Here is a 16,536-nt window from a genome sequence, read left to right as displayed (position 1 = left end):
GGTGGTCCGAGCGGTGGTCCGAGCGGTGGTCCAAAGCGGTGGTTGCAAGCGCAACCTTGGCAGCCGCATCGCTACCGCGCAGGTTCAGCCCGCGTCGCGTTCGAACGCGGCGTTGATCACCTTGTCCAGCGTCGCACCAAGCGCGGCCTTCTCGCGGTCGTCGAGACACTCGAACAGATCGCTGTTCCACTTGCGCGCGACCGGCATCACTTTGCGATAGAGCGCGCGCCCGTCGGTGGTCAGCGATACCAGCACCACACGGCCATCTGCGTCGCTTGCTTCGCGTTGCACAAAGCCTTGCTTGATGAGCGCCTCGGCCGCGCGGCTGGCCTGACTCTTGTCGAGGTTTGCATGGCGCGCGAGGTCCATGATCGAAAAAGGTCCAAACGATCCCACCGATGCAATCACTCGCGCTTCAGGCAAGGTCACGCCGAGCTTCTCCAGATATCTTTCGCTGATGCCGCGCTCGGAGAGCTTGTTCAGTATGTGCAGACGATACGTCAGAAACTGTTCAAGTCCGGCTTTATCGGAGGCCTTCATGGTCTTCCTGTTGTCGAGTGGATGCAGTCCTGGCGCTTGTGATTGTTGCCGCATCCGCTGCCGGGGTCAACGCATGCCGTATCGCAGACGCGTCAGTTGCTCGGCTTCGTTGGCAAGCAGTTGCGCGGCATCGCGAATCGCGGTCTCGAGCGTGATCGGCCCCGGTGCCGGCGAGAAGCAGCCGCTGAAGTGTTCGGCAAGGCGCGGCAACGCCGCAGGGTCGACTGCGCCGGACAGCAGCGTGGCCGGCACGCCGGCCGCCTGTGCATGCCGGCAGGCGATGAATGGTGCCTTGCCGTGCAGCGTCTGCACATCGGAGCGGCCCTCACCGGTGATCAACCAGTCAGCGCCTTGCAGCGCGGCATCGAGGCCGATCTGGCGCGCGACGACCTCCGCGCCCGGTTCGAACTGCGCTCCCAGCATATGCAGTGCGAAGCCAAGGCCGCCTGCTGCGCCCGCGCCGGGCAGATTGCGCGCGACCCGTTGCAGTTGCGGTTCGAGCAGATCGGCGAAGTGCGCGAGAGCGGCATCGATCGCGATGAGCTGATTGGGCTTGACGCCTTTTTGTGGACCGAACACGGCGGTGGCGCCGTGATCGCCGGTTAGCGGATTGTCTACATCGGACATGCCGACGAACGACGCTTCGGCAAGCCGCGGATCGAGTTGCGATGCATCGATGCGCGTTGCGCGCGGCAGTTGTTCCGGAGTGGGTGCGAGTTCGCGCCCTTGCGCATCGAGAATTTTCAGGCCGAGACCGACCAGCAGACCCGCGCCGCCATCGTTGGTGCTGCTGCCGCCGAGCGCGATATAGAAGCGGCGCACACCCTTGTCGAGGAGCGCGCGGATCGCTTCGCCCATGCCGCGCGTATCGCGCTCTTCGACGGCCACGCCCATGCCCACCGGATCGGTGATGCCGACCACTTCGGCCGTTTCGATCACTGCGCTGCCATCGGCGAGCAGACCCGTGGCGGCGTCGCGCGCGGGGCCTGCGGCGCCGCGCACGGTCAGCGTGCGGCGCTCACCGCCGTGCGACAGCAACGCGTCGAGCGTGCCTTCGCCGCCGTCGGCCATCGGGCAGATGCGCACGCTCGCGTCGGGGCGCGCGCGGGCAATGCCGCTGGCGATGGCTTGCGCGACTTGCTCCGCGCTAAGGGAGCCTTTGAACGAATCAGGAGCAATGACGACGACGGGCGCGGACGACGGATTAGGCATGGTGTCTCTGTTGATTGGAGTTGTTGCCGGACGGCTCTTGCGGGATGACGCGAAGACACTCGCCCAACCGCGTTCGCTAGCTTATCAGCATGGCGCAGCCGACTGAATAGGCCGAACGGCATAGTGCGCATCGGCGCAGAGGGCGGCGTTGCTGGCGCAGGCAGCGGTGCGGTCAGCCGATTGGCCAGGGGTGGCATGTCGATATGCGCCGGCAAGCCTAAGTAAACACGCCCGCAAAGTCGCACGCAAAAAATATCGCTGCGCATGCCGAAACCGCCTGCAAACGGCCAGAATCTCATGAAAACCAGGCCAAACGCCGATTCCCGGCTGGCCGCTCGAATAGTTTGCTAAAATATTCGGCTCTCTGACCCAAACTGCGCCCGCAGCGAGAGGCAGCCATCGAAGTGGCCCCGGCCGATGCGACCATCAGCGCAACAGGATCTGCGGATTCAGATCCGGCAGGTCATCGGCGGAAGGCGCAGAGAAGATAACCAATTCGCTCGAATAATTTTAGGACGATTGAAGCCATGGCTAACGTTGTTGAGAACCTCGGTAAGCTCGAACGCCGCGTGACGATTTCCCTGCCGAAGGATGCCGTGCAGAAAGAAGTAGAGTCACGCATCCGTCAACTGGCCAAGAATGTGCGCATGCCGGGTTTCCGCCCGGGCAAGGTGCCGCTCAAGATGGTCACGCAACAGTATTCGGGCCAGGTGGAAGCCGAGGTGTTGAGCGACAAGGTCGGCAAGGAATTCTTCGACATCAGCCGTGCCGAGAACCTGCGCGTCGCCGGCCAGCCGAGCTTCGCCCCGAAGGTCGATGCGGCCGAAGAAGCCTACGCGTTCGACGCAACTTTTGAAGTCTATCCGGACGTCAAGCTGGGCGACGTCGCCGCGGCTGAAATCGAGCGCACCAAAACTACCATCAGCGATGCGGAAATCGACCGCACGCTCGACATCCTGCGCAAGCAGCGCGTGCACTTTCACGCGCGCGGCGAAGGCGGCGAGCATGGCGACGGCGGTGCCGATACGGCAGCGAAGGACGGCGACCGCGTGACGGTCGACTTCATCGGCAAGATCGAAGGCGAAGTATTCCAGGGCGGCAGCGCCGACGATTTCGCATTCGTGCTCGGTGAAGGCCGCATGCTGCCGGAATTCGAAAAGGCATCGCTCGGCCTGAAGGTCGGCGAAGCACGCGAATTCGACCTGCAGTTCCCCGAGGACTATCACGGCAAGGATGTAGCCGGCAAAACCGCGCAATTCACGATCACGATGAAGAAGATCGAGTGGCCGCACCTGCCGGAAATCGATGCAGACTTCGCGAAGTCGCTCGGCATCGAAGACGGCGATCTGACCAAGATGCGCGGCGAGATCAAGGACAACCTCGAGCGTGAAGCGAAGCGTCGCACGCAAGCGGTGGTCAAGAACCAGGTGATGGACGCGCTGCTGAAGATCACCGAACTGGATGTGCCGAAGGCGCTGATCGAACAAGACCAGCAGCGCCTCGTCGAAATGGCGCGCCAGGACCTGGTGCAGCGTGGCGTGCCCAACGCAGCGAATGCGCCGATTCCTGGTGAGATGTTCAAGGAACAGGCCGAGCGCCGCGTGAAGCTGGGCCTCGTGGTGGCTGAACTCGTCAAGGAAAACAACCTGCAGGCGAAGCCGGAACAGATTCGCGCGGAGGTAGACGAGTTCGCGAAGAGCTACGAAGACCCGAAGGAAGTCGTCCGCTGGTATTATTCCAACAAGGATCGCCTCGGCGAAATGGAAGCGTACGTCGTGGAAGCCAACGTCGTCGATTTCGTGCTCGCCAAGGCGAAGGTGACGGACAAAGAAGTGAGCTTTGAAGAGCTGGCCAGCGCCACGGCGCAAGGGTAAGTGTCCGCGCAACGGCGTGCCGGCTGTCGGAACGACGGCCGCACGCCGTTTTTGCATGTGCACTGCGCGGGTGTCGGGGTCGTCGTGCTGTTCGGGCACTTGAATAACGCGTCGCCGGGCTTACCTGTCCAGTATTAATTTTCCAGACAAGGATCCATCGCATGACCTTTCGCGCTCAAATGCTGGACACGTTGACCTCCCAAACGTCGGCTCCCCAGTCGATGGACCGGGATCTCGAAGCGCAAGCGCTCGGCCTCGTGCCGATCGTCGTCGAAACGAGCGGCCGCGGTGAGCGCTCGTACGACATCTACTCGCGTCTTCTTAAAGAGCGCGTGGTGTTCCTGGTTGGCGAAGTGAACGATCAGACAGCGAACCTGGTGATCGCACAGTTGCTGTTCCTTGAAAGTGAAAACCCTGACAAGGACATCAGTTTCTACATCAACAGCCCGGGCGGATCGGTGTCGGCCGGCATGGCGATTTACGACACGATGCAGTTCATCAAGCCGGATGTGTCGACGCTGTGCATGGGTCTCGCGGCTAGCATGGGTGCGTTCCTGCTGGCTGCGGGCGCGAAAGGCAAGCGTTTTGCATTGCCCAATGCGCGTGTGATGATTCACCAACCGCTCGGTGGCGCACGTGGTCAGGCGTCGGACATCGAAATTCAGGCCCGTGAAATCCTGTATTTGAAGGATCGCCTGAATCAACTACTGTCCCATCACACCGGCCAACCCGTCGATCGCATTGCGCGTGACACGGACCGCGACAATTTCATGTCCAGCGACGATGCACAGGCGTACGGCCTCGTCGACCAGGTGCTGCATAAGCGTCCGTAAGACGTTCATGAGAAATTGCCGCTGAGGCGTCGTTGATCCGGTGCACTTTTCCTAAATTGGGGAAAGAGTGCCGGAAAAAACCTTGTGAAATAATAAGACCCGTCGAACGCCTGCGGCAAACGCCGTTACAGCATTTGCATCGTCTGCCTCCGAACTGTGGGGGTAGGGCAAACGGCGTATCATGTCATTCGAGTGTCCGGAGGCTCACACATCTATGGCGGACAAAAAAGGTTCGAACAGCGAGAAGCTGTTGTATTGCTCGTTCTGCGGCAAGAGTCAGCATGAGGTCAAGAAGCTGATCGCTGGCCCGTCGGTATTCATCTGCGATGAATGTATCGACCTGTGCAACGAGATCATTCGTGACGAAGCGGCGGGTGCAGGGCTTGACACAGGCACGTCAAAGTCCGATCTGCCCAGCCCGCAGGAAATTCGCGAAATCCTCGATCAATATGTGATCGGCCAGGAACGCGCGAAAAAAATTCTCGCGGTCGCGGTGTACAACCACTACAAGCGTCTGAAGCACCTCGACAAGAAGGACGAAATCGAGCTGTCGAAGAGCAACATTTTGCTGATCGGCCCGACGGGCTCAGGCAAGACGCTGCTTGCACAGACGCTCGCGCGCCTTCTGAACGTGCCGTTCGTGATCGCCGATGCGACCACGCTGACCGAAGCCGGCTATGTCGGCGAAGACGTCGAAAATATCATCCAGAAGTTGCTGCAGAACTGCAACTATGAGGTCGACAAGGCGCAGCGCGGTATCGTGTATATCGACGAAATCGACAAGATTAGCCGCAAGTCGGATAACCCGTCGATCACCCGCGACGTGTCCGGCGAAGGCGTGCAGCAGGCGTTGCTGAAGCTGGTCGAGGGCACGATGGCGTCGGTGCCGCCGCAAGGCGGTCGTAAGCATCCGAATCAGGACTTCATCCAGGTCGACACGACGAACATTCTGTTCATCTGCGGCGGCGCGTTCGACGGCCTTGAAAAAGTGATCGTCGATCGTACGGAAAAGACCGGAATTGGCTTCGGTGCAAGCGTAAAAAGCAAGCAGGACCGGGATGCCGGCGAGGTATTGCGCGAGGTCGAACCGGAAGACCTGATCAAATTCGGCTTGATTCCCGAATTGATCGGCCGTCTGCCGGTGGTGGCGACGTTGGGCAAGCTCGATGAACCGGCATTGATGAAAATTCTGGTCGAACCGAAGAACGCGCTGGTCAAGCAATACCATAAGCTGTTCAGCATGGAACGCGTCGAACTGGAAATCCGGCCGGCAGCGTTGCAGGCAGTCGCACGCAAGGCCATCCGGCGCAAAACAGGCGCGCGCGGTTTGCGTTCGATATTGGAACAGGCGTTGCTCGATGTAATGTACGAATTGCCAACAATGAAAGGCGTCGGCAAGGTCATTATTGACGACAACGTAATCGATGGCGACGGCAAGCCACTGTTGATATACGAAGATGCACCGAAGGTTGCGGGTTCGAATTGATCGGCGCTTCCGTATTTTTGAGAAATAGCCGTTCATGGCGACGTGAACGGCTTTTTTCGTTTATCTTGTGGTCACGATGGGTTGTTTCTTGGTGTCACTGAACTTTTCTCCACACGCGCAGGCTTGCAATCGTTTTATGCGGCCTCAATTACCGAACGAACTGATTCCACTCATGGGGAAATGAAATGTCAGGAACCCAACTCCTTCCGCCGGAACGCGTTACGCTGCCGCTGCTCCCGCTGCGCGACGTAGTCGTTTTCCCGCACATGGTGATTCCGCTCTTCGTGGGGCGGCCAAAGTCGATCAAGGCGCTCGAAGCGGCGATGGAAGGCGGCAAGCACATCATGCTTGTCGCGCAAAAGACGGCGGCGAAAGACGAGCCGACCGAAAAAGACATGTACGAAGTGGGATGTATCGCGAACATCCTGCAGATGCTCAAGCTGCCCGACGGTACCGTTAAGGTTCTGGTCGAAGGCTTGCAGCGCGCCAAGACCTTGTCGATCGAAGAGCAGGAAACGCAGTTTTCGTGCGATGTGATGCCGCTTGAGCCGGACCATGCGGATAGCGCGGAAACCGAAGCACTGCGCCGTGCGATCGTTTCGCAGTTTGACCAGTACGTCAAACTGAACAAGAAGATCCCGCCGGAAATTTTGACATCGCTGTCAGGCATCGACGAGGCTGGCCGTCTGGCTGACACGATCGCTGCGCATCTGCCGTTGAAGCTCGACCAGAAGCAGCACATCCTCGAGATGTTCCCGGTCATCGAGCGCCTCGAGCATCTGCTCGCGCAACTCGAAGCCGAGATCGACATCCTGCAGGTTGAAAAGCGCATCCGTGGCCGCGTGAAGCGGCAGATGGAAAAGAGCCAGCGCGAGTACTACCTGAACGAGCAGGTCAAGGCGATCCAGAAGGAACTGGGCGAAGGCGAAGAAGGTGCCGATCTCGAAGAACTCGAGAAGCGCATCACCGCCGCGCGTATGCCGAAGGAAGCCAAGAAGAAGGCCGACGCCGAACTGAAGAAGTTGAAGCTGATGTCGCCGATGTCGGCTGAAGCAACGGTCGTGCGCAACTACATCGACACGCTGATCGGCTTGCCGTGGCGCAAGAAGAGCAAGGTCAACAACGACCTGACCAATGCGGAGCGCGTGCTCGACGAAGACCACTTCGGTCTTGAGAAGGTCAAGGAACGGATCCTCGAGTACCTCGCTGTGCAACAGCGTGTGGAAAAGGTGAAGGCGCCGATCCTGTGCCTGGTTGGGCCTCCGGGCGTTGGCAAGACGTCGCTCGGTCAGTCGATTGCGCGCGCAACGAATCGCAAGTTCGTGCGCATGGCGCTGGGCGGCGTGCGCGACGAGGCCGAGATTCGCGGCCACCGTCGCACGTACATCGGTTCGATGCCAGGCAAGATTTTGCAGAGCCTGACCAAGGTCGGTGTGCGCAACCCGCTGTTCCTGCTCGATGAAGTCGACAAGATGGGTATGGACTTCCGCGGCGATCCGTCGTCGGCGTTGCTGGAAGTACTTGATCCGGAGCAGAACCATACGTTCGCGGATCACTACGTCGAGGTGGATTTCGACCTGTCCGACGTGATGTTCGTGGCGACGTCGAACTCGCTGAACATCCCGCCGCCGCTGCTCGACCGGATGGAAGTGATCCGTCTGTCGGGCTACACGGAAGACGAGAAGGTCAGCATCGCGCAGCGCTACCTGCTGCCGAAGCAGAAGAAGAACAACGGTCTGCGTACCGGCGAGATCGAGGTTGCGGAAGCAGCGATCCGCGACATCATTCGCTACTACACGCGTGAAGCGGGCGTGCGTTCGCTCGAGCGTGAAGTGTCGAAGATCTGCCGCAAGGTCGTGAAGATGCTTCTGCTGAAGAAGGCGGATGGCGCGGTCGTGGTCGACGGCAGCAACATCGACACGTTCCTTGGCGTGCGCAAGTACGACTTCGGTCTGGCCGCGAAGGAAAACCAGATCGGCCAGGTGACGGGTCTCGCGTGGACCGAAGTCGGCGGCGATCTGCTGACGATCGAAGCTGCGGTGATGCCGGGTAAGGGCAATGTGATCCGCACCGGTTCGCTTGGCGACGTGATGAAGGAATCGGTCGAAGCGGCACGTTCGGTGGTGCGCTCGCGTTCGCGCCGTCTCGGTATCAAGGACGAAGCGTTCGAGAAGCAGGATATCCACATCCACGTGCCGGAAGGCGCGACGCCGAAGGACGGTCCGTCCGCCGGTGTGGCGATGACCACAGCGCTGGTGTCGGTGCTCACGGGTATCCCGGTGCGTGCAGATGTCGCGATGACGGGCGAAATCACGTTGCGCGGCGAAGTGCTGCCGATCGGCGGCCTGAAAGAGAAACTGCTGGCGGCGCATCGCGGCGGTATCAAGCTGGTGCTGATTCCGGAAGAGAACGTCAAGGATCTGACTGAAATTCCGGATAACGTGAAGAACGCAATCGAGATCGTGCCGGTCCGCTGGATCGACAAGGTGCTCGAGCTGGCGCTGGAACGTGTGCCGTCGCCGCTGCCGGAAGAAGAACCGAAGCCTGCCCCGGTAGGTGAAGCGGCGAAGGATTCCGGTACGGCGTCCGAGGTCGTGAAGCACTAGGAAGTGCATGTCGGCCGGTCGCACTGACCGGTCCGAATCAAAACCCGCTGCTAGTTCGCTAGCCGCGGGTTTTTTATTGCCCGCGCGAGCGATAGCGTTGAGCCGTTGTTCAATGCCAATAGCCAATACGGTTACTGCAGCAATGACTGTCGCGGTTACTGCGGCACGGCATTCATATCAGATTAGTTGCGCTCGCATCTATTCAAAATGCAAACTTTTGTCATGAAATCCCTGTAAAAAACGCCCTGGAATCGGGCGCAACCCCGGTTGACAGGGTAGTTTCGACCCATTCTAATGAGTTGCCCGGCATATCCACCTGCCGCGCCGCTTTAAAAAACCAGACGCTTCTAAGCGTTTCACGATTGCCCAACAACATTCTCGGGGGCTGGAATGAATAAAACGGAATTGATCGACCACATAGCGGAACAAGCCGATATTTCGAAAGCGGCGGCAGGGCGCGCATTGGATGCGGTGATCGGTGGTGTCAAAGGCACGTTGAAAAAGGGTGGCTCGGTCACGCTGGTCGGTTTCGGCACGTTCGCGGTCGGCAAGCGTACCGCCCGCACCGGCCGCAATCCGCGCACGGGCGCCGCGATCAAGATCAAGGCAGCCAAGGTGCCTAAATTTAGGCCTGGCAAAGCTCTGAAGGATGCGCTAAACTAGCGGGCTCGCTGGTTGAGAAGGTGTTTCGGGGGAGATCGGGCGGTTACTCTTTCGAACGTTAGCTGTCGGTTTTTTCGGCGCTTTACTCATCAATCAGCAGGTCGAATCAGGAGCGGGTGCTTAGCTCAGTTGGTAGAGCGGCGCCCTTACAAGGCGTAGGTCGGGAGTTCGAGCCTCTCAGCACCCACCAGTTCCGGTTCGGCTGGATAGAGCAACAAAGGAGTGGTAGTTCAGTCGGTTAGAATACCGGCCTGTCACGCCGGGGGTCGCGGGTTCGAGTCCCGTCCACTCCGCCAGCATCCTAGGAAGGCGAACTGCGAGCTAACTCCAGTTCGCCTTTTTTGTTGTGCGCTGATGTACTATCGGGCGTTCGTTTCTGGGCACCCCTTTTTTGGCTCGCATTTACGCTAGTAAGCATGCTCGATTTCTTCCGCAATCACCAACGTCTCATGATGATGATGCTCATCCTGGTCATTCTGCCAGGCTTGGGCTTCGTGGGCATTCAGGGTTTCCGGGGCTTCTTTGACGAGAACGCGAACGTCGCGAGCGTCAATGGCCGCAAGATTCCCCGTGCTGAGTACGACAATTCCATGCGCCAGCAACTGGATCGCGCACGGCAAATGCTCGGCGCCCAGTTCGACAGCAAGGCGTTCGACACGCCCGAGCGTCGCCGCCAGATACTCGACGGCATCATTCAGCAGCGCGTACTGGCCGATGAAACGCAGCGCCTGCACCTGACGGTGTCGGACGACGCGTTGCGCCGCGCGCTGATGAACGACCCGGTAATCGCGTCGTTGAAGAAGCCCGACGGCACGATCGATCTGGACCGCTACAAGGAACTGCTCGCGATGCAGGGTATGACGCCTGACCAGTATCAGGAACAGATCCGCTACAGCCTCGCGATGCAACAGTTGCCCGAAGCAATTCAAAGCTCGTCGTTCACGCCGAAGGCACTCGCGCAGCGTCTGACCGAACTCGCCGAGCAACAGCGCGAAGTGCAGGGTCTGGCATTCCGCGCGCAGGACTTCGCCGCGAAAGTGCAGCCTACCGATGCGCAACTGCAGGCGTATTACGACGCGCACCGCGGCGACTTTGCCACGCCGGCCACCGCGACGATCCAATACCTCGCGATGTCGCCGGCCACGCTCGCGGCCGCTGCGCAGCCGACCGACGCGGAGCTGAAGAAGTACTACGACGACAACCTCGCGCATTACCGCACCGAAGGCGAAGTGCGTGCGAGCCACATCCTGATCGCGGCACCGAAAGACGCCAGCGCCGCAGACAAGGACAAGGCAAAGCAGAAGGCCGATGGCATCCTCACGCAGCTGAAGGCGCATCCGGATCAATTCGCACAGCTTGCGCAACAGGATTCGCAAGACCCGGGTTCGGCATCGAAGGGTGGCGATCTCGGCTACTTCACACGCGGCATGATCGCGGGCGGCAAGGCATTCGACGACGCGGTGTTCGGCCTGAAGAAAGACGAAATCAGCGGCGTCGTGCAGACCGATTTCGGCTATCACATCATCAAGGCGACCGACGTGAAGCCGTCGGTGACCAAGCCGTTCGACGACGTGAAGCAGGCCATCCTGAAAGACCTGCAGACGCAACAGGCCGCGAAGGCATTCACGGACGATTCGGAAGGGTTCACGTCGATCGTCTACGAACAGGCAAAGACGCTGCAGCCCGCGGCCGACAAGTACAAGCTGCAGATCCAGACGGCCACCGTCACCGACAAGCCGAATCCTGCACTGCCGCCCGATAGCCCGCTGAACAACCCGAAGTTGCTCGCCGCGATCTTCGCGAGTGATTCGGTGAAGGATCACAACAACACGCAGGCAATCGACGTCGGCAACAGTACGCTGGTTGCGGCACGCGTCACGGATTTCAAACCGGCTGCGGTGCCGCCGCTCGACGCGGTGAAAGACGCGGTGCGTCAAAAGGTGATCGCGCAACAATCGGCCGATATGGCGCGCAAGGATGGCGAAGCGAAGCTCGCGGAGTTGCAGAAGTCGAAAGCGACCACCGGTTTCTCGTCGGCGTTGAAGGTATCGCGTAACGATCCGCAAGGCGTTCCGCCTGCCGCGTTGAGTGCAATTTACAAGGTCGACGCGCAGAAGTTGCCGGCCTACGTCGGTGTCGATCTGGGCGTGGGCGGCTACGCAATCTATCGCGTGAACGCGATTGTGCCTGGTGCGCCGATCGATCCGAAGCGTCTCGAGGCAGCGCAACAGCAGGTTGCGCAGGTCGATGCACAGGCGCAGATGCAGGCCTATCTGGATTCGCTGCGCGCGCGTTCGAAGGTCAAGCTATATGGTGGTTCGCTCGACAGCGCTCCGGCAACGGGTGGCGATGGCGAGTAATGCCGGTAACGCCGATACATAGCAGTTGAACAAAGCAGAAACGGAAAAGCCCCGCATAAGCGGGGCTTTTTCCGTTCCGTTGTGTGGCAATACGAATACCTCGTCCTGCCAACAAATTGCAATCAATTGCAAACGCAATTACAGGCAGCCGTTGATATCGCCGGTGGCATCGCCGCCACCGCCGCCACTACCCGGGCGGAACCCCACCCACGTTCCCGAGCCTTGATACGACGGCCGTACTACAGCCGCTGCGCCATTAGGCGGTTGTTGACCCGGCACATAGACATCCATTGCACGGTCGAACGCCAACGTGTCTTGCGACACGACCTGTTGTTGCGACTTGTCAGCCCATTTCTGAGCGATGCACTTGCCGACTGCGGCAGGCGGTTGCTGGCTGGTTCCGACGGACTGCACGCCGGCAGGCGGTTGTGCTGCGCAGGCGGACACCGCCACGGTCAAAGCGATTAGAGGTGAGAGTTTCACGCGTCATCTCCTTCTTGAGGTCGCTCACAAAGAGAGCCGGTTTCAGGGTCACGCGAAAGTGTCAGGTAGATGTCATCCAGGCACGTTCCCCATATTAGGAAACAAGTTGTTAGCGTGCTGTTCAACGCGGCGAACCTGTGCGAAGCAGCGGTTGCAATGCTGGCCACACGTTGTTGAGCAGCACGGGTTGTGCCTGCTGGGTCGGATGTATCTGATCTGCTTGAAACATATCGGGTTTATTCTCGATACCCGCGAGAAGAAACGGCACGAGCGGCACGTGTAATTGCTTCGACAGATCGATATACACGCCGTGGAACTTTTGTGAATAATCCGGGCCGTAATTAGGCGGTACGTACATACCGACCAGCACGACCTGCGCATGTTTCTGCTGCGCCTGTTCGATAATCGTTCGCAGATTGTCTTCGGTCGTGGAGAGCGGCACGCCGCGCAGCGCGTCGTTGGCACCGAGTTCGACAATCACGATTGACGGCTTTAGACGCTCGAGCAGCGTGGGCAACCGAGCGCGGCCGCCACTGGTGGTGTCGCCGCTGATGCTGGCATTGGCAACGCTATAATCGAGCCGCTCATCGGCAAGACGCCGGCGCATCAGCGCCACCCAGCCGGTGTCGCGCGGCAGCCCGTATTCGGCCGAGATGCTGTCGCCGAGCACGACGATCACCGGTTTGGCGGCAACGGCCGCGACAGCCGTAGCGGCAACAGTGGCAGAAGCAGAAGCAGCGGTAGACGCAGCGCTAGCGGCATTGGCGGAGGCGGGCAGCAGCGCAGTGAACACTGCAGGAGCGAACGCCGCGGCGAGCATCGCGGTCCGCATCATCGGGCGCACATTCAAGCTACGCTTCACCATGCAAAAGAAATCCGATCCAGTCATCGAAGTGCGGGGTTTGTCGAAGAAGGTTAAGGACGCGACCGGCGAGTTGACGATACTCGACAACATCGACCTGTCTATCGAAGCAAGCAGCCGGGTAGCGATCGTCGGTGCTTCCGGGTCCGGTAAATCGACGCTGCTGGGCTTGCTAGCGGGGTTGGACAGCGCGAGTTCGGGGTCGGTTCGGCTACTCGGCCGCGAGTTGTCCGAACTCGACGAAGACGGCCGCGCGGCCTTGCGCAGCGGTTCAGTCGGCTTCGTGTTCCAGTCGTTTCAACTGATGCCGCATTTGACGGCGCTCGAAAACGTCACGCTGCCGCTCGAACTGCAAGGCGGGATGGCGTCGCGCGACATTGTCGCGCGTGGCCGCACGCTGCTTACGCAGGTCGGGCTCGGCGAGCGGATGCGCCATTACCCGAAGCTGCTGTCGGGCGGCGAGCAGCAGCGCGTGGCGTTGGCGCGCGCGTTCGTCACCCACCCGGCGATCCTGTTCGCCGACGAGCCGACCGGCAGCCTCGATGCGGCAACCGGCCACGCGGTGATCGATCTGATGTTCGAGATGAATCGCGCGAACGGCGCGACGCTGGTGCTCGTGACACACGATATCGAACTGGCGCGCCGCTGCGATACGACGGTGACGATCGAAGCAGGGCGGTTGATCTGAAGCGACGTTAACACGCGAAAGCCAACACCAACGCAAAGGGCCGCGCATCGACATACCTGCGCGGCCCGCACCACTCAGGCCGCGGCTAAACCCGACACCGCGGCCGAACAAACCACCCAACCACCCACTCACTACTTCTTCAACGCCGCCCGCGCCCGCGCGATCAACGCCGACGTCGACGAATCGTGCTTGCCCGCATCGGTCTTGGCCGCGGTCAGATCGGCCTCGACCACCTTGCCGAGAATCTTGCCGAGCTCAACGCCCCACTGATCGAACGAGTTGATGTTCCACACCGTGCCTTGCACCAGCACCTTGTGCTCGTAAAGCGCGATCAATGCGCCAAGCGAGCGCGCGGTCAGCGCGTCGACGAGAATCGTCGTAGTCGGCCGGTTGCCGGGGAACACGATGTGCGGCACGAGCTCAGGCTTATCCGGCCCGGCCACCTTCTGCGCTTCCTCGACCGTACGTCCAAGCATCAGCGCTTCGCTTTGCGCAAAGCAGTTGGCGAGCAGCTTCGGATGATGATCGGCGAGCGGATGCTCGGGCGTCAGCAGCGCGATAAAGTCGATCGGCACGATCGTCGGCCCCTGATGCAGCATCTGGAAGAACGCATGCTGTCCGTTGGTGCCGGGCTCGCCCCACGTCACAGCAGAGGTCGCATAGTCGACCATCGTGCCGTCGAGCCGCGCCTGCTTGCCGTTACTCTCCATCTCGAGCTGCTGCAGATACGCCGGCAGGAAGTGCAGCGCTTCCGAATACGGCGCCACCAGATAGCTCTGCGTGCCGAAGAAGTTGCGATACCAGATGCCGATCATGCCCAGCAGCACCGGCAGGTTGCGCTCGAGCGGCGTCTCGCGGAAGTGGCGGTCCATGTCGTTGGCGCCGGCGAGCAGCTCGTCGAAATGCTGCGGCCCGATCGCGATCATGATCGACAGGCCGACTGCCGACCATAACGAATAGCGTCCGCCGACCCAGTCCCACATCTCGAACACGTTGTCTTTGTCGATGCCGAACTTGACGACCTCGGCCGGGTTCGCCGACACGCCGACAAAATGCTTCGCGAGCTGGTTTTCCGGGCAACCGCCGTTGATAAACCAGTCGCGCATCGAGTGCGCGTTGGTCATCGTTTCGAGCGTCGTGAAGGTCTTCGACACGACGATCGCGAGCGTCTCTTCCGGATCGATCTGCGACAGCACGCGGTACATATCGGCGCCGTCGACGTTCGACACGAAATGCGCGGAGATATCCGGCGACGACAGATGCTTCAACGCATGCGCGACCATCTTCGGCCCGAGGTCCGAACCGCCGATGCCGATATTGACGATGTGGCGGATCCGCTTGCCGGTGTAGCCGGTCCATTTGCCATCGCGCACTTGCGTCGCGAACGCGGCCATCTTGGCTTTCTCGGCCATGACCTGCGCATTGAAAGGCGCCTTCGGATCGGTGGCGCGCAGCGCGGTGTGCAGCACCGCGCGGTGTTCGGTGGGATTGACGATCTCGCCGGCGAACATCGCGTCGCGGCGTTTCTCGACACCCGCTTCGCGGGCGAGCTGCACCAGCAGCTTCAGGGTTTCGTCGGTAATGCGGTTCTTCGAAAAATCGGCCGCAAGGCCGCCGCCTGTGTACGTGAAGCGTTCGGCACGGGTCGGGGCAGGGTCGTTCTCGGGTTTGAACCAGTCGCGCAGGCGCGCATCGCCAATCTGTTCGTAATGCGCTTGCAGCGAGGCCCAGGCTGGGTAAGTGATCTGAGTCATAACCGTCCGTCAAACGAAGAGGCACGAAGGGAGGGGTGCGTACCCGAAGTGCATTGGCGGGCGCCGGCATGCGAGGCGCCATCGGGCGACGCAGGCAGTCAGTATAGCGGCGTGCGCCCGGCACTGGCAGGCAGCCCCGACAACCCCAGATAGCGGGACCTTGTGCGGCACAAGCGTCCCGGCGCACGGGCCGCGCTGCGCGCCTGCCGGCCTGCGCACGGCAGGCCGCGCATTCCGGTATCTTCGCTCGCTGGTTTTGTTCAGATGAAATGTCCGCCACGGCGGGCCAACTTGTGCGGAGTGGGGATGGGCGGTTTGCCTTGGATAGCGATTTTTCTCGCGGTGCCGGCGACGTACTGGCGCGCGCTGCGCTGGTTCGGCGTGGCCTTGCTGGTGGTGGGTTACGGCGCGGCGTGTGCGCTCGGCTGGCTCGGCGCGCCGGCGCTGGCGGCCATCGCCGTGCTGCTGGTGCTCGGCTACGCGGTGCGGCCGCCGCGGCCGCCGGCCGTGCGCGCGGTGGCGCACGCGCTGTTTATCGTGCTCGCGGTCGCGTTGATCATGCATTGGGTGCCGGGCTTCCACAATCCGCGCGTGATCGACAACGTGCGCTTCACGCCGGACGCGCTGCCGTTCAGGATGTACCTGAATCTCGACAAGCCGCTGGTGGCCTTCTGGCTGCTGCTGACGTTCCGCTGGGTGCGCGCGGAGCGCGGGTGCAGTCTGGCGCTCGCGGCCGGCATCGGCGGCTGGCTGCTTACGGCGGTAGTGTGCATCGGCGCGGCGCTCGCGCTGCATCTCATTGCATGGGCGCCGAAGTGGCCGCCGCAGGCGTGGCTGTTCCTCGCCGACAACCTGCTGCTGGTGACGGTGGTTGAGGAAAGTTTTTTCCGCGGCTATCTGCAAGGCGGCATCGCGCGGCTGCTGGACGGCCGGCCGTATGCACAGGTGCTCGCGCTGGTCCTCGCGGATCTCGCGTTCGCGCTGATGCATCTGCCGGGCGGCCTGCCGTGGGTCGTGTTCGGGGGGATCGCGGGGATCGGTTACGGTCTTGCGTACCGTTATGGCGGGCTGTCGGCGGCCGTGCTCGCGCATTTCGGCCTGAACGCGACGCACTTTTTGCTGTTCACCTATCCGATGCTGCAGGCGGGCGGCCGCATGTGACGGCGCAGCCGCCG

13 protein-coding genes and 2 tRNA genes are annotated in these 16,536 nt (G+C 61.1%); 10 read left to right on the top strand and 5 right to left on the bottom strand.

Going from position 1 to position 16,536, the window contains the following annotated elements; genetic code table 11:
- Window positions 1-84: 84 nt before the first annotated feature.
- Together ACYVNQ_RS34060 and ACYVNQ_RS34055 are read right to left on the bottom strand one after the other, a co-directional pair.
- A complete protein-coding gene (locus tag ACYVNQ_RS34060; RefSeq protein ID WP_460909420.1) occupies window positions 85-540 on the bottom strand; it encodes a MarR family winged helix-turn-helix transcriptional regulator in 456 nt (151 codons plus the stop codon).
- A gap of 66 nt (window positions 541-606) precedes the next feature.
- On the bottom strand, window positions 607-1,752 hold the full coding sequence (locus ACYVNQ_RS34055) for a glycerate kinase (RefSeq protein WP_460909418.1): 1,146 nt from the start codon (window positions 1,750-1,752) through the stop codon (window positions 607-609).
- 527 nt (window positions 1,753-2,279) lie between these two features.
- Between ACYVNQ_RS34055 and tig the strand changes: the two genes are divergently transcribed.
- The 8 genes from tig to ACYVNQ_RS34015 all read left to right on the top strand — a co-directional run bounded on the left by tig (window position 2,280) and on the right by ACYVNQ_RS34015 (window position 11,574).
- Window positions 2,280-3,626 (top strand): trigger factor, encoded by a 1,347-nt coding sequence (gene tig, locus ACYVNQ_RS34050; protein ID WP_460909415.1) that lies wholly within the window; start codon window positions 2,280-2,282, stop codon window positions 3,624-3,626.
- A gap of 161 nt (window positions 3,627-3,787) precedes the next feature.
- Window positions 3,788-4,459 carry an ATP-dependent Clp endopeptidase proteolytic subunit ClpP gene (clpP, locus tag ACYVNQ_RS34045; protein WP_460909413.1) on the top strand — a complete coding sequence of 224 codons (672 nt, stop codon included), beginning with the start codon at window positions 3,788-3,790 and terminating at the stop codon, window positions 4,457-4,459.
- Window positions 4,460-4,673: 214 nt separating this feature from the next.
- Entirely contained in the window at window positions 4,674-5,945 is a 1,272-nt protein-coding gene (gene clpX, locus ACYVNQ_RS34040; RefSeq protein ID WP_460909412.1) for an ATP-dependent Clp protease ATP-binding subunit ClpX, read from the top strand.
- A gap of 185 nt (window positions 5,946-6,130) precedes the next feature.
- Window positions 6,131-8,551: an endopeptidase La gene (gene lon, locus ACYVNQ_RS34035; RefSeq protein WP_460909410.1), complete on the top strand. Its 2,421-nt coding sequence runs from the start codon at window positions 6,131-6,133 to the stop codon at window positions 8,549-8,551.
- A gap of 390 nt (window positions 8,552-8,941) precedes the next feature.
- Entirely contained in the window at window positions 8,942-9,214 is a 273-nt protein-coding gene (locus tag ACYVNQ_RS34030) for an HU family DNA-binding protein (protein ID WP_134191059.1), read from the top strand.
- 114 nt (window positions 9,215-9,328) lie between these two features.
- A tRNA-Val gene (locus ACYVNQ_RS34025) sits at window positions 9,329-9,404 on the top strand.
- Window positions 9,405-9,433: 29 nt separating this feature from the next.
- Window positions 9,434-9,510: transfer RNA gene (locus ACYVNQ_RS34020), tRNA-Asp, on the top strand.
- A gap of 120 nt (window positions 9,511-9,630) precedes the next feature.
- Window positions 9,631-11,574 carry a SurA N-terminal domain-containing protein gene (locus ACYVNQ_RS34015; protein ID WP_460909406.1) on the top strand — a complete coding sequence of 648 codons (1,944 nt, stop codon included), beginning with the start codon at window positions 9,631-9,633 and terminating at the stop codon, window positions 11,572-11,574.
- Window positions 11,575-11,712: 138 nt separating this feature from the next.
- On the opposite strand, the gene ACYVNQ_RS34010 is transcribed toward ACYVNQ_RS34015, so the two are convergent.
- Both ACYVNQ_RS34010 and ACYVNQ_RS34005 read right to left on the bottom strand, forming a co-directional pair.
- Entirely contained in the window at window positions 11,713-12,057 is a 345-nt protein-coding gene (locus ACYVNQ_RS34010; RefSeq protein ID WP_460909404.1) for a hypothetical protein, read from the bottom strand.
- A 121-nt stretch (window positions 12,058-12,178) separates the two neighbouring features.
- On the bottom strand, window positions 12,179-12,922 hold the full coding sequence (locus tag ACYVNQ_RS34005) for an arylesterase (RefSeq protein WP_460909402.1): 744 nt from the start codon (window positions 12,920-12,922) through the stop codon (window positions 12,179-12,181).
- Here ACYVNQ_RS34005 and ACYVNQ_RS34000 point away from each other — a divergent pair.
- Window positions 12,921-13,607: an ABC transporter ATP-binding protein gene (locus ACYVNQ_RS34000; RefSeq protein ID WP_460909400.1), complete on the top strand. Its 687-nt coding sequence runs from the start codon at window positions 12,921-12,923 to the stop codon at window positions 13,605-13,607. The genes ACYVNQ_RS34005 and ACYVNQ_RS34000 overlap by 2 nt on opposite strands.
- Window positions 13,608-13,738: 131 nt before the next feature.
- Here ACYVNQ_RS34000 and pgi read toward each other — a convergent pair whose 3' ends face one another.
- Window positions 13,739-15,361, bottom strand: coding sequence for a glucose-6-phosphate isomerase (gene pgi, locus ACYVNQ_RS33995; protein WP_460909398.1), 1,623 nt, complete (start codon window positions 15,359-15,361; stop codon window positions 13,739-13,741).
- Between the two features lie 306 nt (window positions 15,362-15,667).
- On the opposite strand from pgi, the gene ACYVNQ_RS33990 reads away from it, so the two are divergent.
- A complete protein-coding gene (locus ACYVNQ_RS33990) occupies window positions 15,668-16,522 on the top strand; it encodes a lysostaphin resistance A-like protein (protein ID WP_460909396.1) in 855 nt (284 codons plus the stop codon).
- Window positions 16,523-16,536: the final 14 nt, after the last annotated feature.

It is taken from the genome of Paraburkholderia jirisanensis (genome assembly GCF_054782355.1).
Note: the sequence above shows the minus strand (reverse complement) of the source record. Positions and strands in the feature narration are given on the sequence as shown.